This window comes from Bradyrhizobium sp. UFLA01-814 (assembly GCF_046718885.1).
Lineage (GTDB): Bacteria > Pseudomonadota > Alphaproteobacteria > Rhizobiales > Xanthobacteraceae > Bradyrhizobium > Bradyrhizobium elkanii.
Genome location: NZ_JAQOSR010000136.1, coordinates 1 through 25,629, shown reverse-complemented (window position 1 = coordinate 25,629; position 25,629 = coordinate 1). Strand labels below are relative to the sequence as shown.

19 protein-coding genes are annotated in these 25,629 nt (G+C 65.0%); 7 read left to right on the top strand and 12 right to left on the bottom strand.

Annotated features, from left to right (window positions below; all coding sequences use genetic code 11):
* Positions 1 to 48 precede the first annotated feature (48 nt).
* Positions 49 to 1,770 carry a methyl-accepting chemotaxis protein gene (locus PMN64_RS31815; RefSeq protein ID WP_411783539.1) on the top strand — a complete coding sequence of 574 codons (1,722 nt, stop codon included), beginning with the start codon at positions 49 to 51 and terminating at the stop codon, positions 1,768 to 1,770.
* A gap of 162 nt (positions 1,771 to 1,932) precedes the next feature.
* Entirely contained in the window at positions 1,933 to 3,435 is a 1,503-nt protein-coding gene (locus PMN64_RS31810; RefSeq protein WP_411783538.1) for a diguanylate cyclase, read from the top strand.
* Between the two features lie 47 nt (positions 3,436 to 3,482).
* Here the strand turns inward: PMN64_RS31810 and PMN64_RS31805 are convergent, their stop codons facing one another.
* The 11 genes from PMN64_RS31805 to PMN64_RS31755 all read right to left on the bottom strand — a co-directional run bounded on the left by PMN64_RS31805 (position 3,483) and on the right by PMN64_RS31755 (position 19,632).
* The gene (locus PMN64_RS31805; RefSeq protein WP_411783537.1) at positions 3,483 to 4,361 is read right to left on the bottom strand and encodes a transglutaminase family protein; all 879 of its coding nucleotides are present in this window, start codon (positions 4,359 to 4,361) and stop codon (positions 3,483 to 3,485) included.
* Positions 4,358 to 6,901, bottom strand: coding sequence for a circularly permuted type 2 ATP-grasp protein (locus tag PMN64_RS31800; protein ID WP_411783536.1), 2,544 nt, complete (start codon positions 6,899 to 6,901; stop codon positions 4,358 to 4,360). Before PMN64_RS31800 ends, PMN64_RS31805 begins: the two co-directional genes overlap by 4 nt.
* A 20-nt stretch (positions 6,902 to 6,921) precedes the next feature.
* Positions 6,922 to 10,179, bottom strand: a complete 3,258-nt coding sequence (locus PMN64_RS31795; protein ID WP_411783535.1) for a DUF2126 domain-containing protein — start codon at positions 10,177 to 10,179, stop codon at positions 6,922 to 6,924.
* 225 nt (positions 10,180 to 10,404) lie between these two features.
* On the bottom strand, positions 10,405 to 10,908 hold the full coding sequence (locus PMN64_RS31790; protein WP_028338707.1) for a GDSL-type esterase/lipase family protein: 504 nt from the start codon (positions 10,906 to 10,908) through the stop codon (positions 10,405 to 10,407).
* A 462-nt stretch (positions 10,909 to 11,370) separates the two neighbouring features.
* The gene (locus PMN64_RS31785; protein WP_411783534.1) at positions 11,371 to 12,894 is read right to left on the bottom strand and encodes a UxaA family hydrolase; all 1,524 of its coding nucleotides are present in this window, start codon (positions 12,892 to 12,894) and stop codon (positions 11,371 to 11,373) included.
* A gap of 205 nt (positions 12,895 to 13,099) precedes the next feature.
* On the bottom strand, positions 13,100 to 13,876 hold the full coding sequence (locus PMN64_RS31780; RefSeq protein WP_411783533.1) for an HpcH/HpaI aldolase family protein: 777 nt from the start codon (positions 13,874 to 13,876) through the stop codon (positions 13,100 to 13,102).
* A 40-nt stretch (positions 13,877 to 13,916) separates the two neighbouring features.
* Positions 13,917 to 15,002, bottom strand: coding sequence for a malate/lactate/ureidoglycolate dehydrogenase (locus tag PMN64_RS31775; RefSeq protein ID WP_028338710.1), 1,086 nt, complete (start codon positions 15,000 to 15,002; stop codon positions 13,917 to 13,919).
* 36 nt (positions 15,003 to 15,038) lie between these two features.
* On the bottom strand, positions 15,039 to 15,767 hold the full coding sequence (locus PMN64_RS31770; protein ID WP_028338711.1) for an ABC transporter ATP-binding protein: 729 nt from the start codon (positions 15,765 to 15,767) through the stop codon (positions 15,039 to 15,041).
* Entirely contained in the window at positions 15,767 to 17,539 is a 1,773-nt protein-coding gene (locus PMN64_RS31765; RefSeq protein ID WP_028338712.1) for an ABC transporter permease subunit, read from the bottom strand. The genes PMN64_RS31770 and PMN64_RS31765 overlap by 1 nt, the downstream gene beginning before the upstream one ends.
* Positions 17,536 to 18,411, bottom strand: a complete 876-nt coding sequence (locus PMN64_RS31760; protein ID WP_028338713.1) for a branched-chain amino acid ABC transporter permease — start codon at positions 18,409 to 18,411, stop codon at positions 17,536 to 17,538. Before PMN64_RS31760 ends, PMN64_RS31765 begins: the two co-directional genes overlap by 4 nt.
* 75 nt (positions 18,412 to 18,486) lie before the next feature.
* Positions 18,487 to 19,632, bottom strand: coding sequence for an ABC transporter substrate-binding protein (locus PMN64_RS31755; protein WP_028338714.1), 1,146 nt, complete (start codon positions 19,630 to 19,632; stop codon positions 18,487 to 18,489).
* A gap of 289 nt (positions 19,633 to 19,921) precedes the next feature.
* Between PMN64_RS31755 and PMN64_RS31750 the strand changes: the two genes are divergently transcribed.
* The gene (locus PMN64_RS31750) at positions 19,922 to 20,917 is read left to right on the top strand and encodes a GntR family transcriptional regulator (protein ID WP_304499331.1); all 996 of its coding nucleotides are present in this window, start codon (positions 19,922 to 19,924) and stop codon (positions 20,915 to 20,917) included.
* Between the two features lie 25 nt (positions 20,918 to 20,942).
* Here PMN64_RS31750 and hpaR read toward each other — a convergent pair whose 3' ends face one another.
* Positions 20,943 to 21,476, bottom strand: coding sequence for a homoprotocatechuate degradation operon regulator HpaR (gene hpaR, locus PMN64_RS31745; protein ID WP_092083320.1), 534 nt, complete (start codon positions 21,474 to 21,476; stop codon positions 20,943 to 20,945).
* Between the two features lie 110 nt (positions 21,477 to 21,586).
* On the opposite strand from hpaR, the gene hpaH reads away from it, so the two are divergent.
* From hpaH to hpaD, 4 genes are all read left to right on the top strand, one after another.
* Entirely contained in the window at positions 21,587 to 22,393 is an 807-nt protein-coding gene (gene hpaH / locus PMN64_RS31740; RefSeq protein WP_411783532.1) for a 2-oxo-hept-4-ene-1,7-dioate hydratase, read from the top strand.
* A gap of 21 nt (positions 22,394 to 22,414) precedes the next feature.
* Positions 22,415 to 22,813 (top strand): 5-carboxymethyl-2-hydroxymuconate Delta-isomerase, encoded by a 399-nt coding sequence (locus tag PMN64_RS31735; protein WP_411783531.1) that lies wholly within the window; start codon positions 22,415 to 22,417, stop codon positions 22,811 to 22,813.
* Positions 22,806 to 24,350, top strand: coding sequence for a 5-carboxymethyl-2-hydroxymuconate semialdehyde dehydrogenase (hpaE, locus tag PMN64_RS31730; RefSeq protein WP_411783530.1), 1,545 nt, complete (start codon positions 22,806 to 22,808; stop codon positions 24,348 to 24,350). The genes PMN64_RS31735 and hpaE overlap by 8 nt, the downstream gene beginning before the upstream one ends.
* A 107-nt stretch (positions 24,351 to 24,457) precedes the next feature.
* Entirely contained in the window at positions 24,458 to 25,441 is a 984-nt protein-coding gene (gene hpaD / locus PMN64_RS31725) for a 3,4-dihydroxyphenylacetate 2,3-dioxygenase (RefSeq protein ID WP_028338720.1), read from the top strand.
* Positions 25,442 to 25,629: the final 188 nt, after the last annotated feature.

Sequence of the window (25,629 nt, the reverse complement as noted above, 5' to 3'; positions counted from 1 at the left end):
CCATGGTCGTCGGCAGCGTCAGATGTGTATAAGAGACAGCCCATCTCCATGTCCCGGCCTCCAATGGCATCCCGATTCTCGCTTGCTGCCAGGCTGTACTCGACGTTTGCGCTGATTGCGGCGCTGACCGCGGCCATCACCTTCCTGTCCGAATACAATGCGCGGCGCAATGCCGAGCTGACCGAGGCCGTCGACCTCGCAAGCCGTGCCGCACTCAATGTCGAGCGGGTCAATTCACTGGTCTACGCCGTGGTGATGGAATCCCGCGGCATCTACATGTCGACTGATCCGGCAGCGGTGAAGAAATACGGCGACGGGCTGCTGGCGTTCAACGAACGCATTCTCGGCGTGGTCAAGAACTGGGAAACGCTGGTGCAGGCCGACGACGCCGCCCAGTTCGCGGTGTTCAAGAAGCGCATCGAGCAGTTCATCGATTTCCGCAAAGAGCTGGTACGCCGCGGCATCGAGATCGGCGCCGCAGCCGGGCGGGAGTGGGGCGACAACGACGCCAACCGCGACGTGCGCACCGCGCTCAACAAGGATCTCGAGGCGCTCTCCAAGGTCTATGCCGAGCGCAGCAAGAAGCTGGCGCGGGAGACCGACACCAACCGCACGATGGCACTGGTGCTGACCGGCCTCGGCGCCGCGGCCTTGATTGTGGTGGTACTCGGCGTGCTGATCATCGCCCGCTCGGTGGCCCGGCCGCTGTCGCAGATCACCACGACGATCAAGCGCGTCGCCGAGGGCACCGACCATGTCGAAGTACCGCATGTCGGGCGCAGCGACGAGATCGGCGCACTGGCACGCGCCATCAAGGTCTTCCAGGACGCGATGGACCGCAATCGCAGCCTGAACGCGCAGGTCGTAGAGGAGTCCGAGGCGCGCGACGCGCGCGGCCGGCATATCGAGACCTTCGTCGAAGCGTTCCGTGGCACGATCGGCGAGGTGCTCCGCGCGGTGCATGACAACGCTGCGACGATGCGTCAAACCGCTCAGACCATCGCAACCGTCGCGTCGGACGCCAGCGGCCGCGCGGTGGCGGCGGCAGGCGCCACCGAACAGGCTTCGAGCAACGTCTCCGCGGTGGCGGGCGCGGCCGAAGAACTCTCCGCCTCGGTCGAGGAGATCGGCCGCCAGGTCAAGCAGTCGTCCGGCGCCGTCGATCAGGCCGGTGTACGCACCGACCGCTCGATCACCGAGATCGAGGGCCTCGCCGCCACCACCCAGCGTATCGACGGAGTGCTGAGCTTGATCCAGGCGATCGCCGAGCAGACCAACCTGCTCGCCCTCAACGCCACCATCGAAGCCGCCCGCGCCGGCGATGCCGGCCGTGGCTTCGCCGTCGTCGCGCACGAGGTCAAGGCGCTGGCCGGCCAGACCGCGAAGGCAACCGCCGAGATCAGCGAGAATGTGGGCCTGATCCAGGCCTCGACCCGCAACTCGGTGGCCGCCGTGCGCGAGATCGGCCAGGCGGTACGCGAGATCAGCAACGTCACCGCGAACATCGCGAGCGCGATCGGCCAGCAGGACGCGGCGACGCGCGAAATCTCCGCCAATGCACAGATGGCCGCCCAGGGCAACGAGACCCTGGTTACCAATGTCGGCTCGCTCCGCGACGATATGGACCAGACCAGCAAGGCGGCGGAATCGGTGCTCGCGGCCTCAAACGATCTGACCGCAACCGCCGAGACGCTGTCGCGCGAGGTCGAGCAGTTCTTCCGCAACCTGCGCAGCGACGCGGCCGACGGCCTGCAGCGGACCGGAACCTGAGCCGATCCCGCGACGTTGCGAGGCCCTACGACAGGGCCCCGGCAATCTGGATGGTTAAGACTCTCCCAATGCACGGACGCAAATTGCGTCCGCTTCAGGTCGCATTTCTCAATTTGATGCCTCCATAGAAAGTGTCACTGCGCGGGAGAGTGGAAGCGAGCAATGAACGGGCTTTTGCCAAGGCCGAAAGCGGTGCCGACCAAACGGCTCCTTGCGCTCGGGATCGGCCTCGTTCTCTGCTTTTCGGCGATCTGCGCATCCATTCTCTGGGAGATGGCGGGCAAGGACTATCGGCATGCGAAGGAAGGCGCGACCAACCTCGTCGCCTCCATCGCCAGCGAGATCGACCGCAACATCGACCTCTACGACCTCTCGCTCCAGGCGGTCGCCGACGGCGTCAAGCTGCCGGAGCTCGGCAAGATCAGCCCGGAGCTTCGCCAGGTCGTGCTGTTCGACCGCGCCGCCACAGCCAAGGATCTCGGCTCGATTCTCGTGCTGAATGCGGCGGGGGACGTCACGCTCGATTCCAGGACGTTGACACCGCGGGCCGCAAATTTCGCCGATCGAGACTTCTTCCGGGCGCATCAGACGCGAGCGGACAGCGGCCTGTTCATCAGCGCTCCGTGGATTACTTCTGATGGCGAATATCTGATCAGCCTCAGCCGCCGCATCAACAATGATGACGGCTCCTTTGCCGGCGTGGTCGCGGGCAGCATGCGGCTGAGCTATTTCCACAATCTGTTTCGCAAGCTGAACTTCGGCTTCGGCGACAGCATGGCGCTGTTCAACAGCGATGGCGTCATACTGATGCGCGCCCCGTTCGACATCAGCAAGATCGGGCAAAGCATCAAGGACTCTCTGGTCTTCAAGCAGTTTCCGGCACACCAGTCCGGCTCCTACATCACGAAATCGATCGTCGATCATGTCAGCCGGCTCTATGTTTTCCAGGCGGTCGGACACAATCGCCTGCTCATCGCCGAGGGTCTCGCGCTCGACGGCATCTATGCCGACTGGTGGCAGCAGCTCTGGCTGATCGGCAGCGTGGTTGCAGCGCTCTGCGGCTTCTCGATCGTCCTGATGTTCTACCTGGTGGCCGCTCTCAAACGGCGGGCCGCCGCGGAAGACCGGCTCGCGCACCTCGCGAACACGGATGCACTGACAGGCCTCGCCAACCGCCGCCGCCTCGACGATACCCTTGACGTCGAATGGCGCCGTGGCATGCGCGCAAAGGCGCCGGTCTCGCTTCTGATGATCGACGTCGATCATTTCAAGATCTACAACGACACGTACGGGCATCAGGCCGGCGACGCCGTGCTCACCACCGTGGGACGGTGCATCGCAAGCAGCGCCAAACGTGCAACCGATCTCGGCGCCCGCTATGGCGGCGAGGAGTTTTCGGTGTTGCTGCCGGGCATCGGCAAGACGGGCGCCCTGGAAATTGCCGAACGGATTCGCGCCAAGCTGGCGGCTGCGCGGGAATCCGAGCCTGAGTTGCCGACCGTCAGCATCGGATTGTCGTGCCTCGTCCCGGACCACGAGCGCACGTCGCGCGATCTGCTCAAGGCCGCGGACCTCGCGCTCTATCAAGCCAAGCGTGAAGGCCGCGACCGCGTCATCGTCAGCCCGATCGGGTGGGACAAATCGGGCAAGCGGCACGTCGCCTGATCGCGATCGCATTGGCGCGATCGAGCGCGCCGCGCGCCCGTCCCGGCTCACTCCACCGGCAGCACGTCGACCGCAACGGCGAGCTTTTGCTTGCGCGCGCCGACGATGACGCCGTCGACCGGCGAGACGTCGGCAAAGTCGCGGCCGATGGCGAGAATGATGTGGTCGCTCCCGACCATCAGATCGTTGGTCGGGTCGAACCCGATCCAGCCAAGCGCGCTGCCGCACCAGACCGAGACCCAGGCATGGGTGGCGTCCGCGCCCTGCAGCCGCGGCTGGCCCGGCGGCGGAATGGTGCGCAAATAGCCGCTGACATAGGCCGCGGGCAGGCCGAGGCCGCGCAGCCCCGCGATCATCACATGGGCAAAGTCCTGGCACACGCCATGGCGCTTTTCGAACACGTCGCGAAGCGGCGTCGAGATCACGGTCGCCTTGGGATCGTATTTGAAGTCGTTTCGGATGCGGCGCATCAGGTCGGCCGCCCCGGTGAGGATGCCGCCACCGGGCAAAAAGCTCGCGGAAGCGTAGGCCGTCACGGGCCGTAGCACCGGCACCAGTGCGCTGGCAAAGACGTAGCCGACCGGCGAGGCCGCATCGAGGCTCAACGCCTCGAACGCGTTGTCACGCACGTCCTCCCAGCGCGGGCTGGCGGCGTCGCGCGCCGGCGGCTGCCGCGCCACCGAGACCCGCGAGCGGGCATCGATGCGCAGACTGCGATGCGCGGTCTCGATCAGGACGCTTTCCGTGAGCGTGCCGAAGAAGTCGCGCCTTGTGGTGCGTTCCGCGGGCTTCGGACGGATCTCGACCGAATGCGAGATCAGCTGCTGCCCGTCGCCGCTGATCGGCTCCAGCCGCAGCGAGCAGCGCGCGAAGCTGACCTGGGTCTCGTAGCTATAGGTCGTGACGTGACGGATGTCGTAGATCACGCCAGCCCCGTGAGCTTCTCCGGCCGGCTGGCATTCGGTCCGTGCGGGAAATAATGCAGCCCGATCGCGTCGGCGAGGTTGAGCAGATCCTGCTCCAGCGCGAACAGCGTCTTGACGTCGAGGCTCGAGGCTTCAGCCGTTGTGAGCATTGCCTCGACCGCGACAGCTAGCCGCTGCGGCCGCTCGATCAGGCCATGCTCCTTCAGGCTCGGCAGTGCGGCGATGTGCTCGTTCAGCGCCGCGACCTGAAATGCAACCGAGCGCGGATTGTAGGGATCGAGCACCGCCAGATCGCGCACCGGTGCGAGCAGCGGCTGCACCAGATAGCGCGAGCGATAGGTGATCTGGCAGTCGACCAGCGTGAGCAGAACGTCGAGATCCTCGTCGCCGGCTTCGTCATAGGCGAACTGACGGGCAAAGCGCGTGGTGTTGACGGCGCGCTCGGCGCGGCGGCCCATCTCGAGGAAACGCCAGCCGGCGGCGCGGTTCATGTTTTCCTGTGCGAGGCCGGCGAAGCTTGCGAGCTCCTGCAGGGTCAGCTCCGCGGCGCTGACGACGCCGTCATCGTCATGAACCTCGATGGCGAGCCGATCAGCCATCTCGGTGATGACCTGCCAGGCGTCCGGCGACAGCCGCTCGCGGAGCGAAGTCGCCGTGCGCTGCGCCGATCGCACCAGCGACAGCGCCGAGCCGAATTTCTCCTCGCTCTGCAGCGCTTCGAGCGCGACCCTGGCGAGATTGGCGCGCGCGGTCTGCGAGGCCGCGCCCCAGGCGACCAGCATGCGCTGGATGCGCTCGGCCGAATGCATCGCCGGCGCCGCGCCGTTCGAATTCGCTCGCGCGGGATCGCGCAGCGGCGTGCACAGCGCGCGGATCAGCCGGATGGTGGCCTCGGCGCGCTCCAGATAGCGGCCGAGCCAGAACAGATTGTCGGCGGCACGGCTCGGCAGCACGCCCGCAATGCGGCGGATGCGGACGGTGTCACCCGCCGGCAGCAAGGTCGAGGTCGCAACCGCCCTGTCGGAGACCACCCAGACGTCGGCGGACACCGCGCCATCGCCCATCGACACCGCGCGCGCATCGGCCCGATCGGCAATCCGGCAGAACCCGCCGGGCAGCACCGTCCAGCCGTTCGGCGTCGCCGCCGCGAACACCCGCAACACGAATGGACGCGGCGTGATGCGGCCGTTCTCCCATACCGGCGTGGTCGACAGCCGCACCAGCTCCTGACCGACATAATCGATGCCGCGATAGCTGATCGCATCCTTCAGGCGGTCGCGATCCGCGGCCGACAATTCGCCCGGCAGCACCGGTCCGTTGCCGGGAAAATCCGCGACGCCACGGCCATAGGCGCCTTCGATCGCGAACTCGTCGAGCCGCGACAGCACATGCTCGCGCGCGGATTTCTGGCCGCACCACCAGGTCGCGATGTGCGGCATCATCAGGTCTTCAGAGAGCAGGCGCCGGCAGAGATTGGGCAGGAAGCCGAGCAGTGCCCTCGCCTCCATCACGCCGGAGCCCGGCATGTTGGCGACCACGACGCCGCCCTTGCGCAGCACCTCGACGAGCCCGGGCACGCCGAGATAGGAGGACGCGTCGAGCTCGAGCGGATCGAGCATGTTGGAATCGACCCGGCGCAACAGAACGTCGAGCCGCTTTAATCCGGCAACGGTGCGGATGTGGATGCGGTCGCCGGAGACCGCGAGATCGTCGCCCTCGACCAGCAGAAAACCGAGATAGCGCGCCAGCGTAGCGTGCTCGAAATAGGTCTCGCTGAACGCGCCAGGCGTCAGCAGGCCGATCCGCGGCTCGTCGCGATCGGCGCTGGCGCGCAGCGAATCGCGGAACGCCTCGAAGAACGGCGCGACCCGCTCGACATTCATCGACTTGTAGAGATTGGAAAAGGCGCGCGACAGCACCAGGCGGTTTTCCAGCGCATAGCCGGCGCCCGACGGCGCTTGCGTACGATCGCCGAGCACCCACCAGCGCCCGTCGGGCCCGCGGCCGATGTCGGCGGCATAAAGATGCAGATAGCGGCCGCCCGGCGGCTTGATGCCGCTGACCGCGCGCAGATACTCGCTGCTGCCGGCAATCGCCGCCGCGGGGATGGCGCCGTCGGCAACAAGGCGGCCCTCGCCGTAGAGATCGGCCAGCACCATCTCCAGAAGCTGCGCGCGTTGCGCGACGCCGGCGGCGAGCTGCCGCCAGTCCGCCGCATCGATGATCAGCGGCAGATGGCTGAGCGGCCAGATCCGGTCCGACGTATCGCCGGGCGCGCGATAGGTGACGCCGGCCTCATGCAGATGGCGGTCGGCGGAGGCGAAGCGGCGCTCGATATCGGCCGGCGACAGCGCGGCAAAGGCGTCGAAGAAGCGCGCCCAGGCCGGCCGCGGCGCGCCGTTGTCGGCAATATACTCGTCGGGAATGCCGGGCAGCCGGACATAGTCGCGGGTCCACTGCGCCATCCGGCGCTGACCGGGACGGGCCCTGCTCTCCTGACTGCTGCCTTGACTATTGCCTTGGCCACCCGATGCGGTCATTCCACTTCCCCTTGACACAATTAGTGCAGGAGCGGCGTCCGCAAGTCGAGGGTCAAGGGAAACTCAATTGTGCGTTCCTCCGGCGGCGTCTCGATCTTGCCGGGGGTGTGGCCATGCTCCTGGAAGCGCGCCAGCCGCCGCGCCTCGGCCTCGTAGGAATTGACCGGCTTGGTCTCGTAGTTGCGGCCGCCGGGATGGGCGACATGATAGACGCAGCCGCCGAGCGAGCGGCCGTTCCAGGTATCAATCAAGTCAAAGGTCAGCGGTGCATGCACGGGAATGGTCGGATGCAGGCCGGAGGCCGGCTGCCAGGCCTTGAAGCGGACGCCCGCGACCGCCTCGCCGGCACGGCCGGTCTCAGTCATCGGCATCCGTCTGCCATTGCAGGTGATGACATGGCGCCCCTCGACGAAGCCGGTCGCCTTCACCTGGAGACGCTCGACCGAGGAATCGACGTAGCGCACGGTGCCACCCGAGGTGCCCTCCTCGCCCAGCACATGCCAGGGTTCGAGCGCCTGGCGCAGCTCAAGGCCCACGCCACCATGATGAACGCGGCCGAAGGCGGGGAAGCGGAATTCGAGCTGAGCCTGGTACCATTCCGGCTCGACGTCGTAGCCGGATTGCTTGAGCTCGGCGAGCACGCCGAGAAAATCCTCCCAGAGGAAATGCGGCAGCATGAAGCGGTCATGCAGCGCGGTGCCCCAGCGCACGAACTTGCCCTGCTGCGGCTCGCGCCACAGCTTTGCGATCAGCGCGCGCATCAACAGCTGCTGCGCCAGCGACATCCGCGGATCGGGCGGCATCTCGAGCGCGCGGAATTCGACGAGGCCAAGCCGGCCGGTCGGGCCGTCGGGCGAATAGAGCTTGTCGATGCAGATCTCGGCGCGATGGGTGTTGCCGGTGATGTCGACCAGGATGTGCCGGAACAGGCGATCGACCAGCCACAACGGCCCGTCCATGCCCGGCGGCGGCACGTGCGACAGCGCGATCTCCAGCTCATAGAGCCCGTCATGCCGCGCCTCGTCGATGCGCGGCGCCTGGCTGGTCGGGCCGATGAACATGCCGGAAAACAGATAGGACAGCGACGGATGCCGCTGCCAGTACAGCACGAGGCTCTTCAACAGGTCAGGCCGGCGCAGGAACGGTGAATCCTCCGGCTTGCTGCCGCCAACCACGATGTGGTTGCCGCCGCCGGTGCCGGTGTGGCGGCCGTCGATCAGGAAACGGTTCGCCCCTAACCGCGTCTTCGCGGAATCCTCATAGAGGCCGAGCGTGATGTCGACGGCCTCGCGCCAGCTCTGTGCCGGCTGCACATTGATCTCGATCACGCCGGGATCCGGCGTCACCTTGATCACCTCGATGCGCGGATCGAAAGGCGGCGCGTAACCCTCGACATGGACTTGCAGCTGCAGCTCCTCGGCGGCGGCTTCGATCGCCGCGATCAGGTTGAGATAATCCTCGACCTTCTCGACCGGCGGCATGAAGGCACACAGCACGCCGTCGCGAACCTCGATCGACATCGCGGTGCGCACCGGCAGCGGCTCGGGAATCTCCTTCAAGGCTTGCTGCAGCTCGTCAGCAAGCGCAGCGCGCGGCGCCATCGGATCGCGCTCGACGACGTAGGGATAATCGTCCGGCGGGACATATTCGAGCGATGAAATCGGAAGCCGCAAGCCCAGCGGCGAGTCGCCGGGCGACAAGAACAGATGACTGCGCCGGATTTTCCAATGCTCGCTGCGCCAGCGCGCCGGCACGCGATCGCCAAGCGGCGTCCAGCGCTGGATCGGCAGCACGTAGCCTTTCGGCGTGGTCAGGCCCTCGTCGAACACCCGCGCAAGGCGCGCGCGCTCTTCCGGATCGGTCAGTTTGGAATTCGTAGGGGTTACATTGGCCGGCAGGCCGGCCTCACGCTGCAGCCAGAAACCCGGATCTTCATAGGCGGGCATGGCATAGTCGGCGCTGAGACCGAGCCTCGCTGCGGTCGCCTCGACGAAACGTCGGGCTTCCGCGATCTCGGCCTTGCGCGAATTCTCGATGCCAGCGATCAGCTCGGCATTCTTCCAGATCGGCTTGCCGTCCTTGCGCCAGTAGAGACCGAAGGCCCAGCGCGGCAGGCTCTCGCCGGGATACCATTTGCCCTGGCCGTAGTGCAGCAGGCCGCCGGGCGCGAACCGGGTGCGCAGCTTGCGGATCAATTCATCGGCGAGCGCGCGCTTGGTCGGGCCGACCGCGGCGACGTTCCACTCCGGCGATTCCAGATCGTCGACCGAAACGAAGGTCGGCTCGCCGCCCATGGTCAGGCGCACATCGTCCTTCTTCAGATCGACATCGACCTGCTCGCCGAGCCGGTCGAGCCGCGCCCAGGATTGATCGGAGAATGGTTTGGTGATGCGCGGCGCCTCGCCGATGCGCTTGACGCTCATCTCAAAGCCGAACTCGACATTGGCAACACCTGCGGTGCCGGTCACCGGCGCCGCCGAGCGATAGTGCGGCGTGGCGCAGACCGGGATGTGGCCCTCGCCGGTCAGCATGCCGGAGGTGACGTCGAAACCGATCCACCCCGCGCCCGGCAGATAGACCTCGGCCCAGGCATGCAGGTCGGTGAAATCGCTCTCGACCTCGCGCGGACCCTCGAGCGGATCGATGTCCGGCCGCAGCTGAACCAGATATCCAGAGACGAAACGCGCGGCGAGCCCGAGGTGGCGCAGCGTCTGGATCAAGAGCCACGCCGAATCGCGGCAGGAGCCGGAGCCCGCGGCCAGCGTCTCCTCCGGCGTCTGGATGCCGGCCTCCATGCGGATGACGTAGCCGATCTTCTTCTGTAGCTGCGCGTTCAGCTCGACCAGGAAATTGACGGTGCTGTCGGCTTGGCGCGGAATCTCCTTGAGGTAAGCCGCGAGCAATGGCCCGGGCTCATCGGTCTCGAGATAGGGCGCGAGCTCGGTCTTGAGATCGCCGGGATACTCAAGCGGAAAGCTGTTGGCATAGGGCTCGATGAAGAAGTCGAACGGATTGACCACCGTCATGTCAGCGGTGAAATCGACCTCGACCTTGAGCTCGGTGGTCTTTTCCGGAAACACGTAGCGCGCCAGCCAGTTGCCCTGTGGGTCCTGCTGCCAGTTCACGAAGTGATTGGCGGGCGTGACCTTGAGCGAATAGCTTGTGATCGGCGTGCGCGTATGCGGCGCGGGCCGAAGCCGAATGGTCTGAGGCCCGAGATCGATCGGCCGGTCGTATGTGTAGTGCGTGACGTGATGCAGTGCGACCGATATCGACACGGACCGAGGGCTCCAGCAGCTTTTTTGAGCAGAACACTGGTTCCGGTCGACATCAAGCACTAACAACGGGCACGGGGTGCCCAAGGTAAGGGCGTGATCAGTAGCCCGGATGGAGCGAAGCGCAATCCGGGGTCTTCATCCGCAGTAAAAGTCCCGGATTGCACGGAGCCTGTCATCGGGCGCGCATTCGCGCGACCTCGTTGGCTTCATCCTGCTACGCGATTGCTAGCGGCCGATCGCGCCGGATACCTGCGAGGCAAGCTGCTCGGCGAGCGTATGATAGCCCTCGGGGGTCAAATGCACACCATCGGACTGATGGGGGAGTCCACCCAGCATCCCGTTCGGGAGCATGATTACCGCGATGCCACGGGCGCTGAGGCGACTTTGAATATCCGCTGTCCGGTCAGGGCTGCCCTTGCGTCGATCATTGCCGCCTGGCTGCAAGATCACCGCACGGGTCCCGTTCGGGACGGCGCGGTCCAGGCGTTGCAGCATCCCTTCCGTGGTGTCGCCATTGATGCCGGCATTTACAACGCGGACGTTCAATCCCTTCGCCCGCAAGATCGCTTCGAGCTGCGCGGGATAGGCCTGGTTGCGCGCCACGCCTTTGCCGTAGGTATTGCTCGCGCCAAGCGCGACAATGGTTGCGGCGTCAGCCGAGCCGGCGCCGAGACTCAAGGCGGCGAGAAATGCGATGCATCCAACAATTCCCAGCCGACGCGCACCCATGATTCCTCCGACCCGTCCGTAGTCCGGATGGAGCGTAGCGTAGTGCGGGAAGCTTCTTTCGCCAACGTACTTCCTTGTCGTCCCTGCGAAAGCGGGACCCATAACCACCGGCCGTGGTGATACGGAAGGTGTCTGCCACCGCCTTTAATCGATAGATCACGCGGTATGGGTCCCGGCTTTCGCCGGGACGACAGCGAGAATGCGGCCTGAATTGTAGCTCCTAAGCCTGTAGCCCGGATGGAGCCAACGGGTCGCGCGAATGCGCGCCCGATGACAGGGTCCGCGCAACCCGGGAAGGCTGTTCGGTAAAGGTTGTCGTCCCTGCGAAAGCAGGGACCCATACCGCGTGATCCAAATGATGAAAGACGGTGGCAGACACCTTCCACATAACCACGGCCGGTGGTTATGGGTCCCTGCTTTCGCAGGGACGACGCTGGAGTACAGGCTATATCGCAGCCTCTCTCACATCGTCGCGCCCAGCACCCACGGCGCGAATTCGGCGCCGCCGAAATCAAAGCTCTCGCTCTTGGTCGGCTGACCCGAGGCGGTCTTGAGCATGAGGTCGAAGATGCGCTGGCCGCATTCCTGCACGCTCTCCTTGCCGTCGAGGATGGTGCCGCAATTGACGTCCATGTCGTCTTCCATCCGCTTGTACATCGGCGTGTTGGTGGCGAGCTTGATCGACGGCGCGGGCTTGCAGCCGAACACGCTGCCGCGGCCGGTGGTGAAGCAGACGAGGTTGGCGCCGCCGGCGACCTGCCCGGTCGCGGCGACCGGGTCGTAGCCGGGCGTATCCATGAACACAAAACCCTTCTTGGTGACGGGCTCGGCGTAGTTGAGGACGTCGACGAGGTTGGTGCTGCCGGCCTTGGCCATCGCGCCCAGCGACTTCTCCAGGATGGTAGTGAGACCGCCGGCCTTGTTGCCGGGGCTCGGATTGGCGTTCATCTCGGCGCCTTCGCGGCTCGTGTATTCCTCCCACCAGCGCATCAGGCCGACCAGCTTCTCGCCGACCTCGCGGCTGACGGCGCGGCGAGTGAGAAGATGCTCCGCGCCATAGGTCTCGGGCGTCTCCGAGAGGATCACGGTGCCGCCGTGACGGACCAAGAGATCGCTCGCCGCGCCGAGCGCGGGATTGGCGGATACGCCGGAGTAACCATCCGAGCCGCCGCATTGCAGCGCCACGGTGAGCTCGCTCGCCGGCACCGCCTCGCGCTTGACCTTGTTGGCGTCGGCGAGCGCCTCCTTGACGAAGGCAACGCCGGCTTCCACCGTCTTCCGCGTGCCGCCGACCTCCTGGATATCCATCGCGCGCAGCCGGCCGGCAAGCTTCTGCTCCTGCATCAGGCCGCCGATCTGATTCACCTCGCAGCCGAGGCCGAGCACGATGACGTTGGAGAAATTGACGTGACGCGCATAGCCGCCGAGCGTCCGACGCAGCAGCGCCAACGGCTCGTCCTGGGTCATGCCGCAGCCGGTCTTGTGGGTCAGCGCGACGACGCCGTCGACGTTCGGGAAATCGGCGAGCGGATTGTCGCCGGTGAACGGATTCTTCTTGAACATGTCGGCCACGATGCCGGCGACATGGGCGCTGCAATTCACCGAGGTGAGGATGCCGATATAGTTGCGGGTCGCGACGCGGCCGTCAGCGCGGCGGATGCCTTCGAACGTCGCCGGCAGATCGAAGTTCGGCACCGGCTTGACGTCGACGCCATAGGCATAGTCCTTGGCGAAATCGCCCATGCCGCAGTTCTGGGTATGCACGTGCTGGCCGGGCGCGATCGCCTGGGTTGCAAAGCCGATGATCTGGCCGTAGCGCCGGATCGGCTCGCCCTGCGCGATCGGCCTGATCGCGACCTTGTGGCCCGCGGGAATCCGATCAACCGTCGTGACGCCCTCGGTCACCTCAAGCCCCGGCGGCAAGCTCGCGCGCGCGATCAGGACGCTGTCGTCGGCGTGCAGGCGGATCACTTGTGCCGAGGCCATGGGAGTTCTCCTTGGTGTCTTCTTCACCTCTCCCCGTCCTTTACGGGGAGAGGTCGGATCGCGTCAGCGATCCGGGTGAGGGGCGAGGCACGATGTCACTTACAACGATGGTGCTCGCCGGATAGAGGCCCCTCACCCCAACCCTCTAAGAGCCAGCTTCGCTGGTCTCGACCCCGTGAAGAACGGGAAGAGGGAGAGGATCAGCTTACGCCTTGCCGCCGGACTTCTCGCGGGTCGCGTTGACCTGCATCTTGGCGTAGACCTGCATCAGGCCGACCTCGTTCGACAGCGTCACGAGCTTGAAGCCCATGTTGATCGCGCGCACCGCGCCGTCGGCGCCCGAGCAGTGGATGCCCGGATTGAGGCCGCGCTTGCCGCACTCCTTGATGATCTTCTCGTAGATCTTGAGGATCTCCGGCTCGTCGCGATCGAGCTTCGGCACCAGGCCGTAGGAGAAGCCGAGATCGGACGGGCCGACATACACGCCGTCGATGCCTTCGACATCGAGGATCGCTTCCATGTTCTCGACCGCGGTCCTCGTCTCCATCATCGGCAGCAGCACGATCTCGTCGTTGGCGGTCTGCTGATAGGTGCCGGCCGAGCCGTACATGCCGGCGCGGATCGGGCCGTTGGAGCGTACGCCCTTCGGCGGATACTTGGCGTAGGAGACGAGGTTCTTGGCTTCCTGCGGTGTGTTGACCATCGGGCAGATCACGCCATAGGCGCCGCCGTCCAGCACCTTGCCGATGATGCCAGGCTCGTTCCAGGGCACGCGGACCATCGGAGTGACCGGATGGGCGTGCATCGACTGGAAGCATTGCACCATCGACTGATAGTCCTGCACACCATGCTGCATGTCGACGGTGACGCTGTCGAAGCCACACTGCGCGATCACCTCGGCTGAAAACCCGGAGGGAATCGCGAGCCACGCGTTCACCACCGCCTTGCCGGATGCCCAGACTTGCTTGACCTTGTTTGCCATTGATCGCGTTTCCCTTTGCGGTTTATTGGGGGACGAGCCTTCAGCTGGTCGCCCGCTGGATAGAAACTTCGCTGACGCCGACTTCGCGCGCGGTATTCACTATCGCCGCCCAGGTGTCGTCAGGCAAGGGGATGCCGTTCCTGGTGCGATCGGCACGGGTTTTCCGCTCGGGATCGCCCGGAACCAGCACGGAATCTGTTCCCGCGATCGGCTTAGTGGCGCGGATGAAATCAGTGTAGCGGGTGATTTCGCCATCGAAGAAATTGCTGGTGTCGATCACTTTGGGGTCGATGTAGAACGCCATCATGCCGTTGGCGAAGCGCCGGTCCGACGACGTCGCACCGGTGCCGGTCAGCGCGCCGCCGAGCAGTTCGCAGATGAAGGCGAGACCCGAGCCCTTGTGATCGCCGAAGGCGCGGATCGCGCCAGTTCCCTTGGTGTGGTCGCGCGGTCCGTCCGGCGTGTACGGACCATACAGCACGTGCGGATCCTCGCTCAGCGTGCCGTCGGCATCGACGAGCGCGCCGATCGGCAGCTTCTTGCCGCCGCGGCTTGCCACCAGGCACTTGCCCTCGGCGACAACCGAGGTCGCAAAATCGAGCACGATCGGATCCTGGCCCTGACGCGGAATGCCGACGCAATACGGCGCCGTGGACAGGCGCTTCTCGACGCCGCCGTAAGGCGCGACCAGCAACGAGCCCGCCGCGGTCACGAAATGAATTGAAACAAGACCTTCAGCGGCGGCCATCTCGGCCCAGTCGCCGACGCGGCCGAGATGGCCGGAGTTGCGCAGCGCGACCGCGGCGAGCCCCGCCTTCTTGCACTTCTCGATGCCGAGCTTGACCGCAACCGGCGTGACGGTCTGGCCATAACCGAACTTGCCGTCGACCACCGCGAGCGACGGCGTGTCGACCACCACCTCGGGAGTCTGGTTCGGCACGATCGAGCCCATCTTCTTCCACCTGACATAAACAGGCACGCGGATCACCCCGTGGCTGTCGTGACCTGTAAGATTCGCGGTCGTCAGATAGGTCGCAATGCGCTTCGCCTCTTCCGGAGAGGACTCCGAATGGGAAAACACCTCGGACACGAAGTTGATGAGGTTATCGACCTTGATGGTGACCATGAAAAACCAGCTCGCTCAGTAAAGCACGGGACGTTGTCAGGCGTGGGTCTTGGCGTGGCCGCCGAGATAGGCCGCGGCGATGGCTTCATTGCCCCACAATTCGTCGGGCTTGCCGCCCAGCACGATCCGTCCTGTTTCCAGGACGAAGCCGTGATCGGCAACCGAGAGTCCCATGCGCGCATTTTGCTCGACGAGCAAGACCGTGGTGTCCTTCCTGATCTGCGAAATAATGCGGAACACCGACTGCACGATGACGGGCGCCAGCCCGAGCGACGGTTCGTCGAGCAGCAGCAGCCGAGGCTTGGCCATCAGGCCGCGCGCCACCGCGACCATCTGCAGCTGGCCGCCGGACAGCGTCCAGCCGAGCGCGTTGGAGAAGGCGCGGATGTCCGGGAACAGGTCGAACATCGCGTCGGCCTCGCGCGAGATCTGCGACGCCGACACCTTTCGGTTCGACGCGCCGAGCATGATGTTCTCTTTCACGGTGAGACCCGGAAACACGCGGCGGCCTTCCGGCACATGCGAGATGCCGAGCCGGACGATCGCTTCCGGCCCGAGGCCGGCGATCGAGTGGCCGTCGAACATAATGTCGCCGGAGGCGGGCTTGGCGAGGCCTGAGATCGCGCGCAACGTGGTCGACTTGCCGGCGCCGTTGGCGCCGAGCAGCGTGACCACCTGCCCCTGCTCCACGGCGATGGTGACGCCGCGCAGCGCCTCGATCTCGCCGTAGCGGACCACGAGATTGCGGATTTCGAGCAGCGGCATCATTCGCTCCCGAGATAGGCGGAGACGACGTCGGGATGGCGCAACACCGCCATGGACTCGCCGTCCGCGATGCGGCGTCCGAAGTTCAGCACGGTGATGTGCTGCGCCGCTTCCGACACCAGCGTCATGTCGTGATCGATGATCAGGATGGTGAGACCCTGGGCTGCGATGCGCTTGAGCAGCTCATGCAACTCCAGCTTCTCGGTCGAGTTGAGGCCGGCGGCCGGCTCGTCGAGCAGCAGCAGCGTCGGGTTCGACGCCAGCGCCCGCGCGATCTCGATCAGCCGCTGGTGGCCATAGGAGAAGCTCGAGATCAATTCGTTGGCGCGGCTGCCGAGGCCGACGAAGGTCAGCGCCTCCATCGCGCGCTCGGTCAGCGCGTCCTCGCCCTTCCCGATCATGGTGTTGCCGGGACGCTCGGCGCCGATCTCGACATTCTCGAGCGCGGTCATCGAGCGGAACAGGCGGATGTTCTGGAAGGTGCGTCCGAGGCCGGCCGCCGTGCGCTGATGCGGCGCCATGTTGGTGATGTCGGTGCCGTCGAGCACGATCCTGCCCGCGGTCGCCTTGTAGAGACCGGACAGCACGTTCAGCGTCGTGGTCTTGCCGGAGCCGTTCGGTCCGATCAGCGCATGCACGCTGCCGCGCTTCACCGCGATATCGACGCCGTCGACCGCCTTGAGGCCGCCGAAATGCTTCGAGAGCCCGGTCACTTCGAGCACGATGTCGCCGCCGGACGTCGCGGGCTTGAGCTGCAAGGCCGCCGCGGCCGGCGGCGCCTTGGTGTGCGCACGCCAACGCGTGAATGCGTCCGACACAAAACCCCAGATACCGTCGGGCATGAAGCGAATGATCAGGATCACGAACAGGCCGTAGATCGCCAGATAAAGTCCCGGCACGCTCTTGAGGAAGCGCAGCCATTCCGGGATCAGGATCAAGAGGCCCGTGCCGATCACCGAGCCGATCGGCGAGGCCACGCCGCCGAGCAGCGACATGGTCAGGAACACGATCGATTCCGCGAACGAGAACTGGTCCGGGCTGACATAGGCGAAGCCGCCGGCGAACAGGCCACCGGCCAGACCGCCGAGCAACGCGCACAGCCCGAAGGCGTAGATCTTGGTGCGGAACACGTCGATGCCGTTGACGCCGGCCGCAAGCTCGTTGTCGCGCACCGCACGCATGGCGCGGCCGAGCTTGGTATCAGGAAGATGCCAGACCAGGTAACCGACGATCGCGAGCATCGCGACGCAGAAGGCCAGATAGCTCTGCGAGGACTGGAACAGCTCGGGCCGGCGAATATTGGCGACGCCGTCCGGCCCGTGGGTCACGCCGATGGCGTTGATCATCACCAGCGTCACGATCTGCTGGAACGAGATCGTCACCATCGCAAGGTAGTGTCCGCCGAGCCGCAGCGTCGACATACCGAGGAAAGCGCCGGCAATCAATGTGATCGCGCAGGCGCCAACCAGGCAGAGCCAGAAGTTCAGATGCAGGTCGGCGGTGCCGAGGCCGACCGCATAGGCGCCGAAGCCGAAGAACGCGGCCTGCGCCAGGTTGATCTGGCCGCACAGGCCGAGCACGACCGACAGCCCGAACACCGCGATCGAGAAAGTCGTGGCCTGCAGCAGGATGTTGAGGATGTAACCGTCGAACCGCATGCCGGCGGCGAGCGCCACCAGCACCGCGGCGCCGATGAAATACGGCAGATGACGGATGATCAGCGGCTTCGAGCGCACGGCCGGCGCGGGGATCATGTTGTCGGTGGCGCTCATGCTTTCTCCGCGACACGTTCGCCGAAGATGCCCTGCGGCCGGAACACCAGGAAAGCGATCAGCACCAGGAAGGCGAAGCCGTCCTTGTACGGCACTGAAATATAGGCTGCACCGAACGTCTCGATGACACCGAGCGCGAGGCCGCCGACGATGGCGCCTGCGACATCACCGAAGCCGCCGATGATGGTCGCGGCAAACGCCTTCAGCGCAATCGTCGAACCCATCTGGATCGAGACGAACAGCACCGGCGCCACCAGGATGCCGGCGAGACCGCCGAGCACGGCCGAATAGATGAAGGTGATCATGATCATGGTGGAAACGGAAATGCCGAGCAGCGAGGCCATTTCCTTGTCCTGCGAGGTCGCCTGCAGCTTCTTGCCGAGCAGCGTCTTCTCGAAGAACCAGAAATTGAACAGCACCAAGAGGATCGTGACGGCGATGATCAGAAGATACTGGCTGTCGAGATAGACCGGACCAAGCTGAATGCCGGGCGTATCGAACCAGCCCTGCAGCACCTGCGGCTGCGGGCCATAGATCGCGAGCACCGAGTTCGACAGCAGGATCGAGGCGCCAATGGTGGCGATGATCACGGGCAGATAGGTGCGATTGCGCAGCGGATAATAGACGCCGAGATTGAAGATGACGCCGAACAACGCCATGCCGGCGAGCGCGATCAGGAACGACAGCCAGTAAGGCCAGCCGAGATCGACCGAGAACACCACCATCAGATAGGCGGCGACCATCGAGAACTCGCCTTGCGCGAAGTTCACCACGTTGGTGGCGCGGAAGATCAGCACGAAACCAAGCGCGACCAGCGCGTAGACCGCGCCGATGCCGATTCCGGTAAAGAGCAATTGGAGGACGAGATCCATGACGAGCGCTCGATCTGAGATTTGTATCGCGGACGAACGGCCTCTCCGAGATGGCCCGGAGAGGCCGAACCGCTATCAATCGTTGAAGTCGATATGCTTGTCGTAGACGATCTTGCCCTTGTCGTTCTTCACGACGTTGTAGCCGTGCAGACCGTCGCCGTTCTTGTCGAAATTGTATTCACCCTCGGCGCCGGCGAATTTCTGCGTCGCAAGGATGGCGTCGCGGACCTTGTTCGGATCGGTCGAGCCCGCCTTGTTGATCGCCGCCGACAGGATGGTGATCGCATCATAGGGCCAGGCGCTCTGGTTGTCGGGCGCGGTCTTGTAGGCATCGCGATAGGCCTTGCCGAACGCCTTCGCGGCATCGCTCGAGTCCTCGGCGAAGTCGGCGACGCCGTAGGTGTTGAACAGCGCGGGACCGGCGAGCTTGGTCGAGGAGACCGCCACCACCGAGGGCGAGCCGACCCAGGGAATATTTACGCCGAGCTGACGCAGCTGCCGGGCAAAGATGCCGAGATCGTTCTCAAAGGTGAAGTAGGTGCCGAGCACGTCAGCGCCGGACTGCTTCACGGCCAGCACGACCGGCGTGAAGTCCTGGCTCTGGTTGGCATAACCCTGGTCGAGCACCGGCGGCGCGCCGAGCTTGGTCAGCGCTTCGGTGAGCGCCTTGCCCCCCGCAGTGCCGAAGGCGTCGGTGGAATGGACGATCGCCCATTTCTTCTTGCCGAGCGTGTTGACGCCGAAGTCGGCGATCACGCGGCCGGAGTAATTGTCGTTCGGGCGGAAGCGGAACAGCCAGGGATTGCCGGAATGGGTGAGGTCGGGATTGGTGCCGCCGATCATCACCGGCTTGCCGACCTTGATCACGTCGGGCGCCATCGCCTGCACCTGAGTCGAACGGATCGAGCCAAGGAAGGCGACGATGTCGGATTGAGCGGCGAGCTTGGAGAACGCCAGCACGATGCCCGGATTGGTGGTCTGATCGTCCTCGATGACGAGCTCGACCTGCTTGCCGAGCACGCCGCCGGCCTTGTTGACCGCAGCCAGCGCCAGCTTGGCGCCGTTCTGGGCCCACAGCCCCTGCTCCGCCGCCGGTCCGGTCACCGGCACGCACATGCCGATCTTGATCGTCGCACCCTGCGCCCAAGCGCTGCGCATCAGCGCGGGTGCAGCGAGACCTGCCGCCAAGCCGGCGGAAAACTCACGCCTCGTCAGTTTCATTCAATCCTCCCTGTGGTGCGCCGAGCTTGCATGTCGGCTGCGTTGAAACGAGCTGACGCGTCAATCTGCTGCCCTATCCGCAGCCATTGAACGGCGCGGCGAACAAACATCAGCACCGCTGCAGCGCACAAGACGTGCAACGACGACCATCGATCTGGCGTTTGACGTAGCTAACCATGATTGCACATTGCACGCAATAGCCAAAAGTTCGCTGGCAGCGGTGCGTAAATGCCTGCTACCAACGACCGTGGCGCGATCACGTGTTAGTGTGACCGGCGGGCAGTCATCGATGTCGATTCCAAGAGCGAAATCGCAGACCAGACGGAAGCAGCCGGCCTACGCGCTGATCAAGAGCGCATTGGCAAAGCACATCCGCGCCGGTGACGTGCCACCTGGCACGGTTCTTTCCGAATCGGCGATCGCGACCTTGTTCGGCTCCAGCCGCTCTCCGGTGCGGCAGGCTTTCGAACAGCTCGAGCATATCGGCCTGGTGCGCCGGTTCGACGGTCGCGGCGTCATCGCCGGCAAGCGCAAGGTCGACCCTCGGCGCGTCCCGATCACGCCGGAAATGTTTGGGCTGACCGACGGCCCCGTCGACGCCGTGCGCAGCGACGCCTGGGATACTCTCTACTACAAGCTCGAACGTGAGATCATTTACCGGTCGCTGTTCGGACGCTTCCGCGTCAGCGAGCTCGCATTGGCGCGGCATTTCCGGGTGGGGCGCACGGTGGCGCGCAACCTGCTGTTACGTGCGCAGGCGATCGGCATCCTCGAGAAAGGCGCCAAGGCGCACTGGTACGTGGTGCCGTTGGACGAGGACCGCCTCCGCGACATCTTCGAGGTGCGCGCAACGCTCGAGCCGCTGCTCCTTAAATCCGCGACGGCAACGATTCCTGCCGCCCTGCTCGACCGGATGGCGGAGCGGCTGCGCGAGGGAATCCAGTATCGCGACCGCGTCGGCGTCGGCGAACTCGATGAGATCGAAGGCGACCTCCATATCCGCTGCCTGGGTTACGGCGCCAATCGCGAGATGATCGAAGCCCTCAAGCGCACCCACTGCGCGTTCGTGATCGGCAAGCACATTCAGGTCGCCCTGACCGCGCCGCAGATCGATTCCTTCATGGACGAGCATCTGGTGATCATCGAGGCTTTGCGCACGCGTGACGGCGACGCGGCGGCAGCCATCTTGCGCCGCCATATCGAATGGTCCCACTCGAAGGTCGCGGGCTGGATTGCCGAATTCCGCGCCATCAACGTGATTTCGCGCGTACCCTACATGACCTGAGCGCGAATGCCGCGCATGATCGCAACTACTCGTCAGCCTCGACCTCGGCGTCATCGGCCGAGCCCATTCCGGCCAGGCTCGCTTCGAGCGCGCCCAGCATCTCCTGCAATTCGGCAAGCTTGCGCGCCCCGAAGCGCCGGGTGATCTCGGCATAGATCGTCTCCGACGTCGGCGCCACCGCCTCGATCAGCTTCAACCCCTTGGCGGAGATCGAGACCACCGCGCGCCGCGCGTCGTTCTCAGCCGCCTTGCGCTCGATCAACGCGCGGCCCTCGAGATCGCGAAGGATTCGCGACAGGCTCGGGCCGAGCAGAAACGCCATGCGGGCGAGCTCGGTGACCTCGATCTCGTCGACCGCGGTGAGCGCGCGCAGGATCCGCCATTGCTGCTCGGTCAGCCCGTGATTGCGCAGCGACGGTCGGAATTGCCGCATCACCGCCTCGCGCGCGCGGAGCAGCGACATCGGCAGCGAGCGCGAGAACTCGCGCATCGGGGTCCGTCGCGCCGCCGCGTCGTCGCCCTGCCCCGGCCGAATGTCGTTCGAATTTTTGCGCGCCATTACCTAATCCTGCGCAACGAAATTTTGCGTTGCAACATGCCTTGATTCAGTTTGCGGGAATTCACTTAACATGTTAATCATCTCCCGACATCCACTTTTGTGTAGCACGCATGGCCCTCTCCAAGGACGATATCCGCGCTGCCGCCGAACGGCTCGACGGCGCGGAAAAGACCCGTAAGCAAATCCGCCAGCTCTCTCTGGAATACCCCCGCATCACCCTCGAAGACGCCTACGCGATTCAGAAGGCTTGGGTCGAGATGAAGGTGGAGCAGGGCCGCGTCGTCAAGGGCCACAAGATCGGCCTGACCTCGAAGGCGATGCAGAGCGCGCTCAATATCGACGAGCCCGATTCCGGAATCCTGCTCGACGACATGTTCTTCGCCGATGGCGGCCTGGTGCCAAGCGACCGCTTCATCGCCACCCGCGTCGAGGCCGAGCTTGCCTTCGTGATGAAGCATCGTCTGGCCGGGCCGAACTGCACGCTGTTCGATGTGCTGAACGCCACCGATTTCGTGGTACCGGCGCTGGAGATCCTGGATACCAGGGTCGAGCGCGTCGATCCCGAGACCAAGGCGATGCGGAAGATCTTCGACACCATCGCCGACAACGCCGCCAATGCCGGTATCGTGCTCGGCGGCCGGCCGATCCGCCCGCTGGACGCCGACCTGCGCTGGATCGGCGCTCTGTGCTTCCGAAATGGTCAGCTCGAGGAAACCGGTCTGGCCGCCGGCGTGTTGAATCATCCGGCGACCGCGGTGGCGTGGCTGGCCAACAAGATCGCGCCGAACGGACTGGCGCTGGAGGCCGGCCAGGTCGTGCTGGCGGGCTCCTTCATCCGTCCGATCGAGACCCGCAAGGGCGACACCATCCAGGCCGATTACGGACCGTACGGTTCCGTAAGCTGCTACTTCGCCTGACGCCTTCAGCAGGAGCGCTGCATGCCGCATTTCACGCTTGAATACTCCGCCAATCTCGACGATCTCGTCGACATGGGCGCGACGGTCGAACTGGTCCGCAAGGCCGCGGTCCAGACCGGCATCTTCCCGCTCGGCGGCATCCGCGTCCGCGCCGTCAGATGCGAGCACTATGCGATCGCCGACGGCCGCAAGAATTACGGCTTCCTCGACATGGTGCTGCGGCTCGGCGAAGGCCGCGATCTCGCCACCCGCAAGAAGGCCGGCGAGCACATCTTCAAGGCGCTGTCGGCCCATCTCGATCCGGTCTTCGCCAACAGCAAATTCGCGTTGTCGTTCGACATGCAGATCAACGACAAGGACACCAGCTGGAAGCGCAATAACATCCACGATGCACTGAAGGTGGAGACGGTCAATGGATAAAGCCACCCCGAAATCGTCAGCCGACGTGTTCCAGGCCAACCGCGATCGCGCCGGCCCACTGCTTGCAAAGCTGAAAGCCGAAGGCATCGGCCATGTGATCGACGGCAAGATCGTGCCGGCGGCCTCCGGGCAGATTTTTGAGACGAAATCGCCGATCGACGGCACGGTGCTGGCGACGGTCGCGCGCGGCAATTTCGAGGATATCGACCGTGCCGCGACCGCGGCGTCCAAGGCCTTCAAGGCCTGGCGCGACATGCCGGCGGCGCAGCGCCGCAAGCTGCTGCATCGCGTCGCCGATGCGATCGAGGCGCGGGCCGACGACATCGCCGTGCTCGAATGCATCGACACCGGCCAGGCGCACCGCTTCATGGCCAAGGCCGCGATCCGCGCCGCGGAGAATTTCCGCTTCTTCGCCGACAAATGCGGCGAGGCCCGCGACGGCCTCAACACGCCCTCGGAAGAGCACTGGAACATCTCGACCCGCGTGCCGATCGGCCCGGTCGGCGTGATCACGCCGTGGAACACGCCGTTCATGCTCTCGACCTGGAAGATCGCACCCGCCCTCGCCGCGGGTTGCACCGTGGTGCACAAGCCGGCGGAATGGTCGCCGGTAACCGCCGATCTGCTGGTCAAACTCGCAAAACAGGCCGGCATCCCCGACGGCGTGCTCAATACCGTGCATGGTTTCGGCGAAGAGGCCGGCAAGGCGCTGACCGAGCACCCCGCCATCAAGGCGATCGGCTTCGTCGGCGAAAGCGCGACGGGCTCGGCGATCATGGCGCAGGGCGCACCGACCCTGAAGCGGGTGCATTTCGAGCTCGGCGGCAAGAACCCGGTGATCGTATTCGACGACGCCGATCTCGACCGCGCGCTCGATGCGGTCGTGTTCATGATCTACTCGCTCAATGGCGAGCGCTGCACGTCGTCGAGCCGGCTGCTGGTTCAGGAGAGCGTCGCCGGCAAGTTCATCGAGAAACTGACCCAACGCGTGAAGGCGCTGAAGGTGGGTCACCCCCTCGATCCCGCAACCGAGATCGGGCCGTTGATCCATGAGCGGCATCTCGCCAAGGTGTGCAGCTATTTCGACGTCGCCAAGAACGACGGCGCGACGATCGCAGTCGGCGGCCAGCCGCATGACGGCCCCGGCGGCGGCCACTATGTGCAGCCGACGCTGGTCACCGGCGCCAACGCCAAGATGCGCGTCGCGCAGGAAGAGGTGTTCGGCCCGTTCCTGACCGTCATCCCGTTCAAGGACGAGGCTGAGGCCATCGAGATCGCCAATGGCGTGCAATACGGCCTGACCGGCTATGTCTGGACCGGCGACATGGGCCGCGCGCTGCGGGTGGCGGATGCGCTGGAAGCCGGCATGATCTGGCTCAACTCGGAAAACGTCCGCCATCTGCCGACCCCGTTCGGCGGCATGAAGTCGTCAGGCATCGGCCGCGACGGCGGCGACTATTCGTTCGACTTCTACATGGAAACCAAGCACGTCTCGCTCGCGCGTGGGACGCACAAGATTCAGAAACTGGGAATTTAGCCAGCCGTCGTTCCGGGGCGATGCGCAGCGTCGAACCCGGAACTTCGAGATTCCGGGTTCTCGCTTCGCGAGCCCCGGAATGACGATAAAATTGAGGGGAAACACCGATGCCCGTTCCGACGCATGTTTTCGATCCGCCGTTCAACATCATCCGCTGCAGCCATGCCGTGCTCGACGTCACGGATCTCGACAAGAGCGCCGCCTTCTACGAGAAGACGGTCGGCCTCCACATCGAGGACCGCGACGACAAGTCGGTGTATCTGCGCGCCAGCGAGGAGCACCAGCATCACTCGGTGGTGCTGCGCAAGGCGCCGAAAGCGGCCTGCAACCGGCTTGGCTTCAAGGTCGGCAATGACGGCGACCTCGACAAGGCCGCTGCCTTCTTCTCCGAGAACGGCATCGCCTACGCCTTCGTCGACCAGCCGTTCCAGGGCCGCACGCTGCAATTCACCGATCCGTTCGGCTTCCAGATCGAGCTTTACGCCACGATGGAGAAACGCCCGCATCTGCTGCGGCGCTACGACCTCTACAAGGGCTGCCATCCGCAGCGGCTCGACCATTTCAACGTGTTCGCCGCCGAGGTTCAGGACACCGTCGACTTCTACGCCCGGCTCGGCTTCCGCCTCACCGAATATGCCGAGGAGGACGGCGACAACGGCCGCATCGCTGCCGCCTGGATGCACCGCAAGGGCAACGTCCACGACTTCGCCATCACCAACGGCCGTGGCCCGCGCCTGCACCACATCGCCTATTGGGTGCCGACAGCGATGAACATCGTGCATCTCTGCGACGTGATGGCCTCCTCCGGCTTCCTCAAGAACATCGAGCGCGGCCCTGGCCGGCACGGCATCTCCAACGCCTTCTTCCTCTACATCCGCGACCCCGACGGCCACCGCATCGAGCTCTACACCAGCGACTATTTCACCGGCGATCACGACCATGAGCCGCTGCGCTGGTCGCTGCGCGATCCGCGCCGCCAGACGCTGTGGGGCGCGCCGGCGCCGCGCTCCTGGTTCGAGGAAGGCTCGACCTTCGCCGGCCAGGCGGTGCGCGAGCCGCGCTTCGTCGCCGACGTGCTGGTTGCGGATTGAAGACGAACGCAACGAACACCACGTCGTCCCGGCGAGGGCCGGGACCCATAACCACCGAATAGGGTTGCCGAAAGAATGTCTAGCCGCGTACCCATTCCGATGGCCGCGGCGTATGGGTCCCTGTGTCTTGGAAGTCTGTCAGGATGTGGGTGGGCGGGAAGCCGTTGGGTCCTTGGCGCTTGACGCCG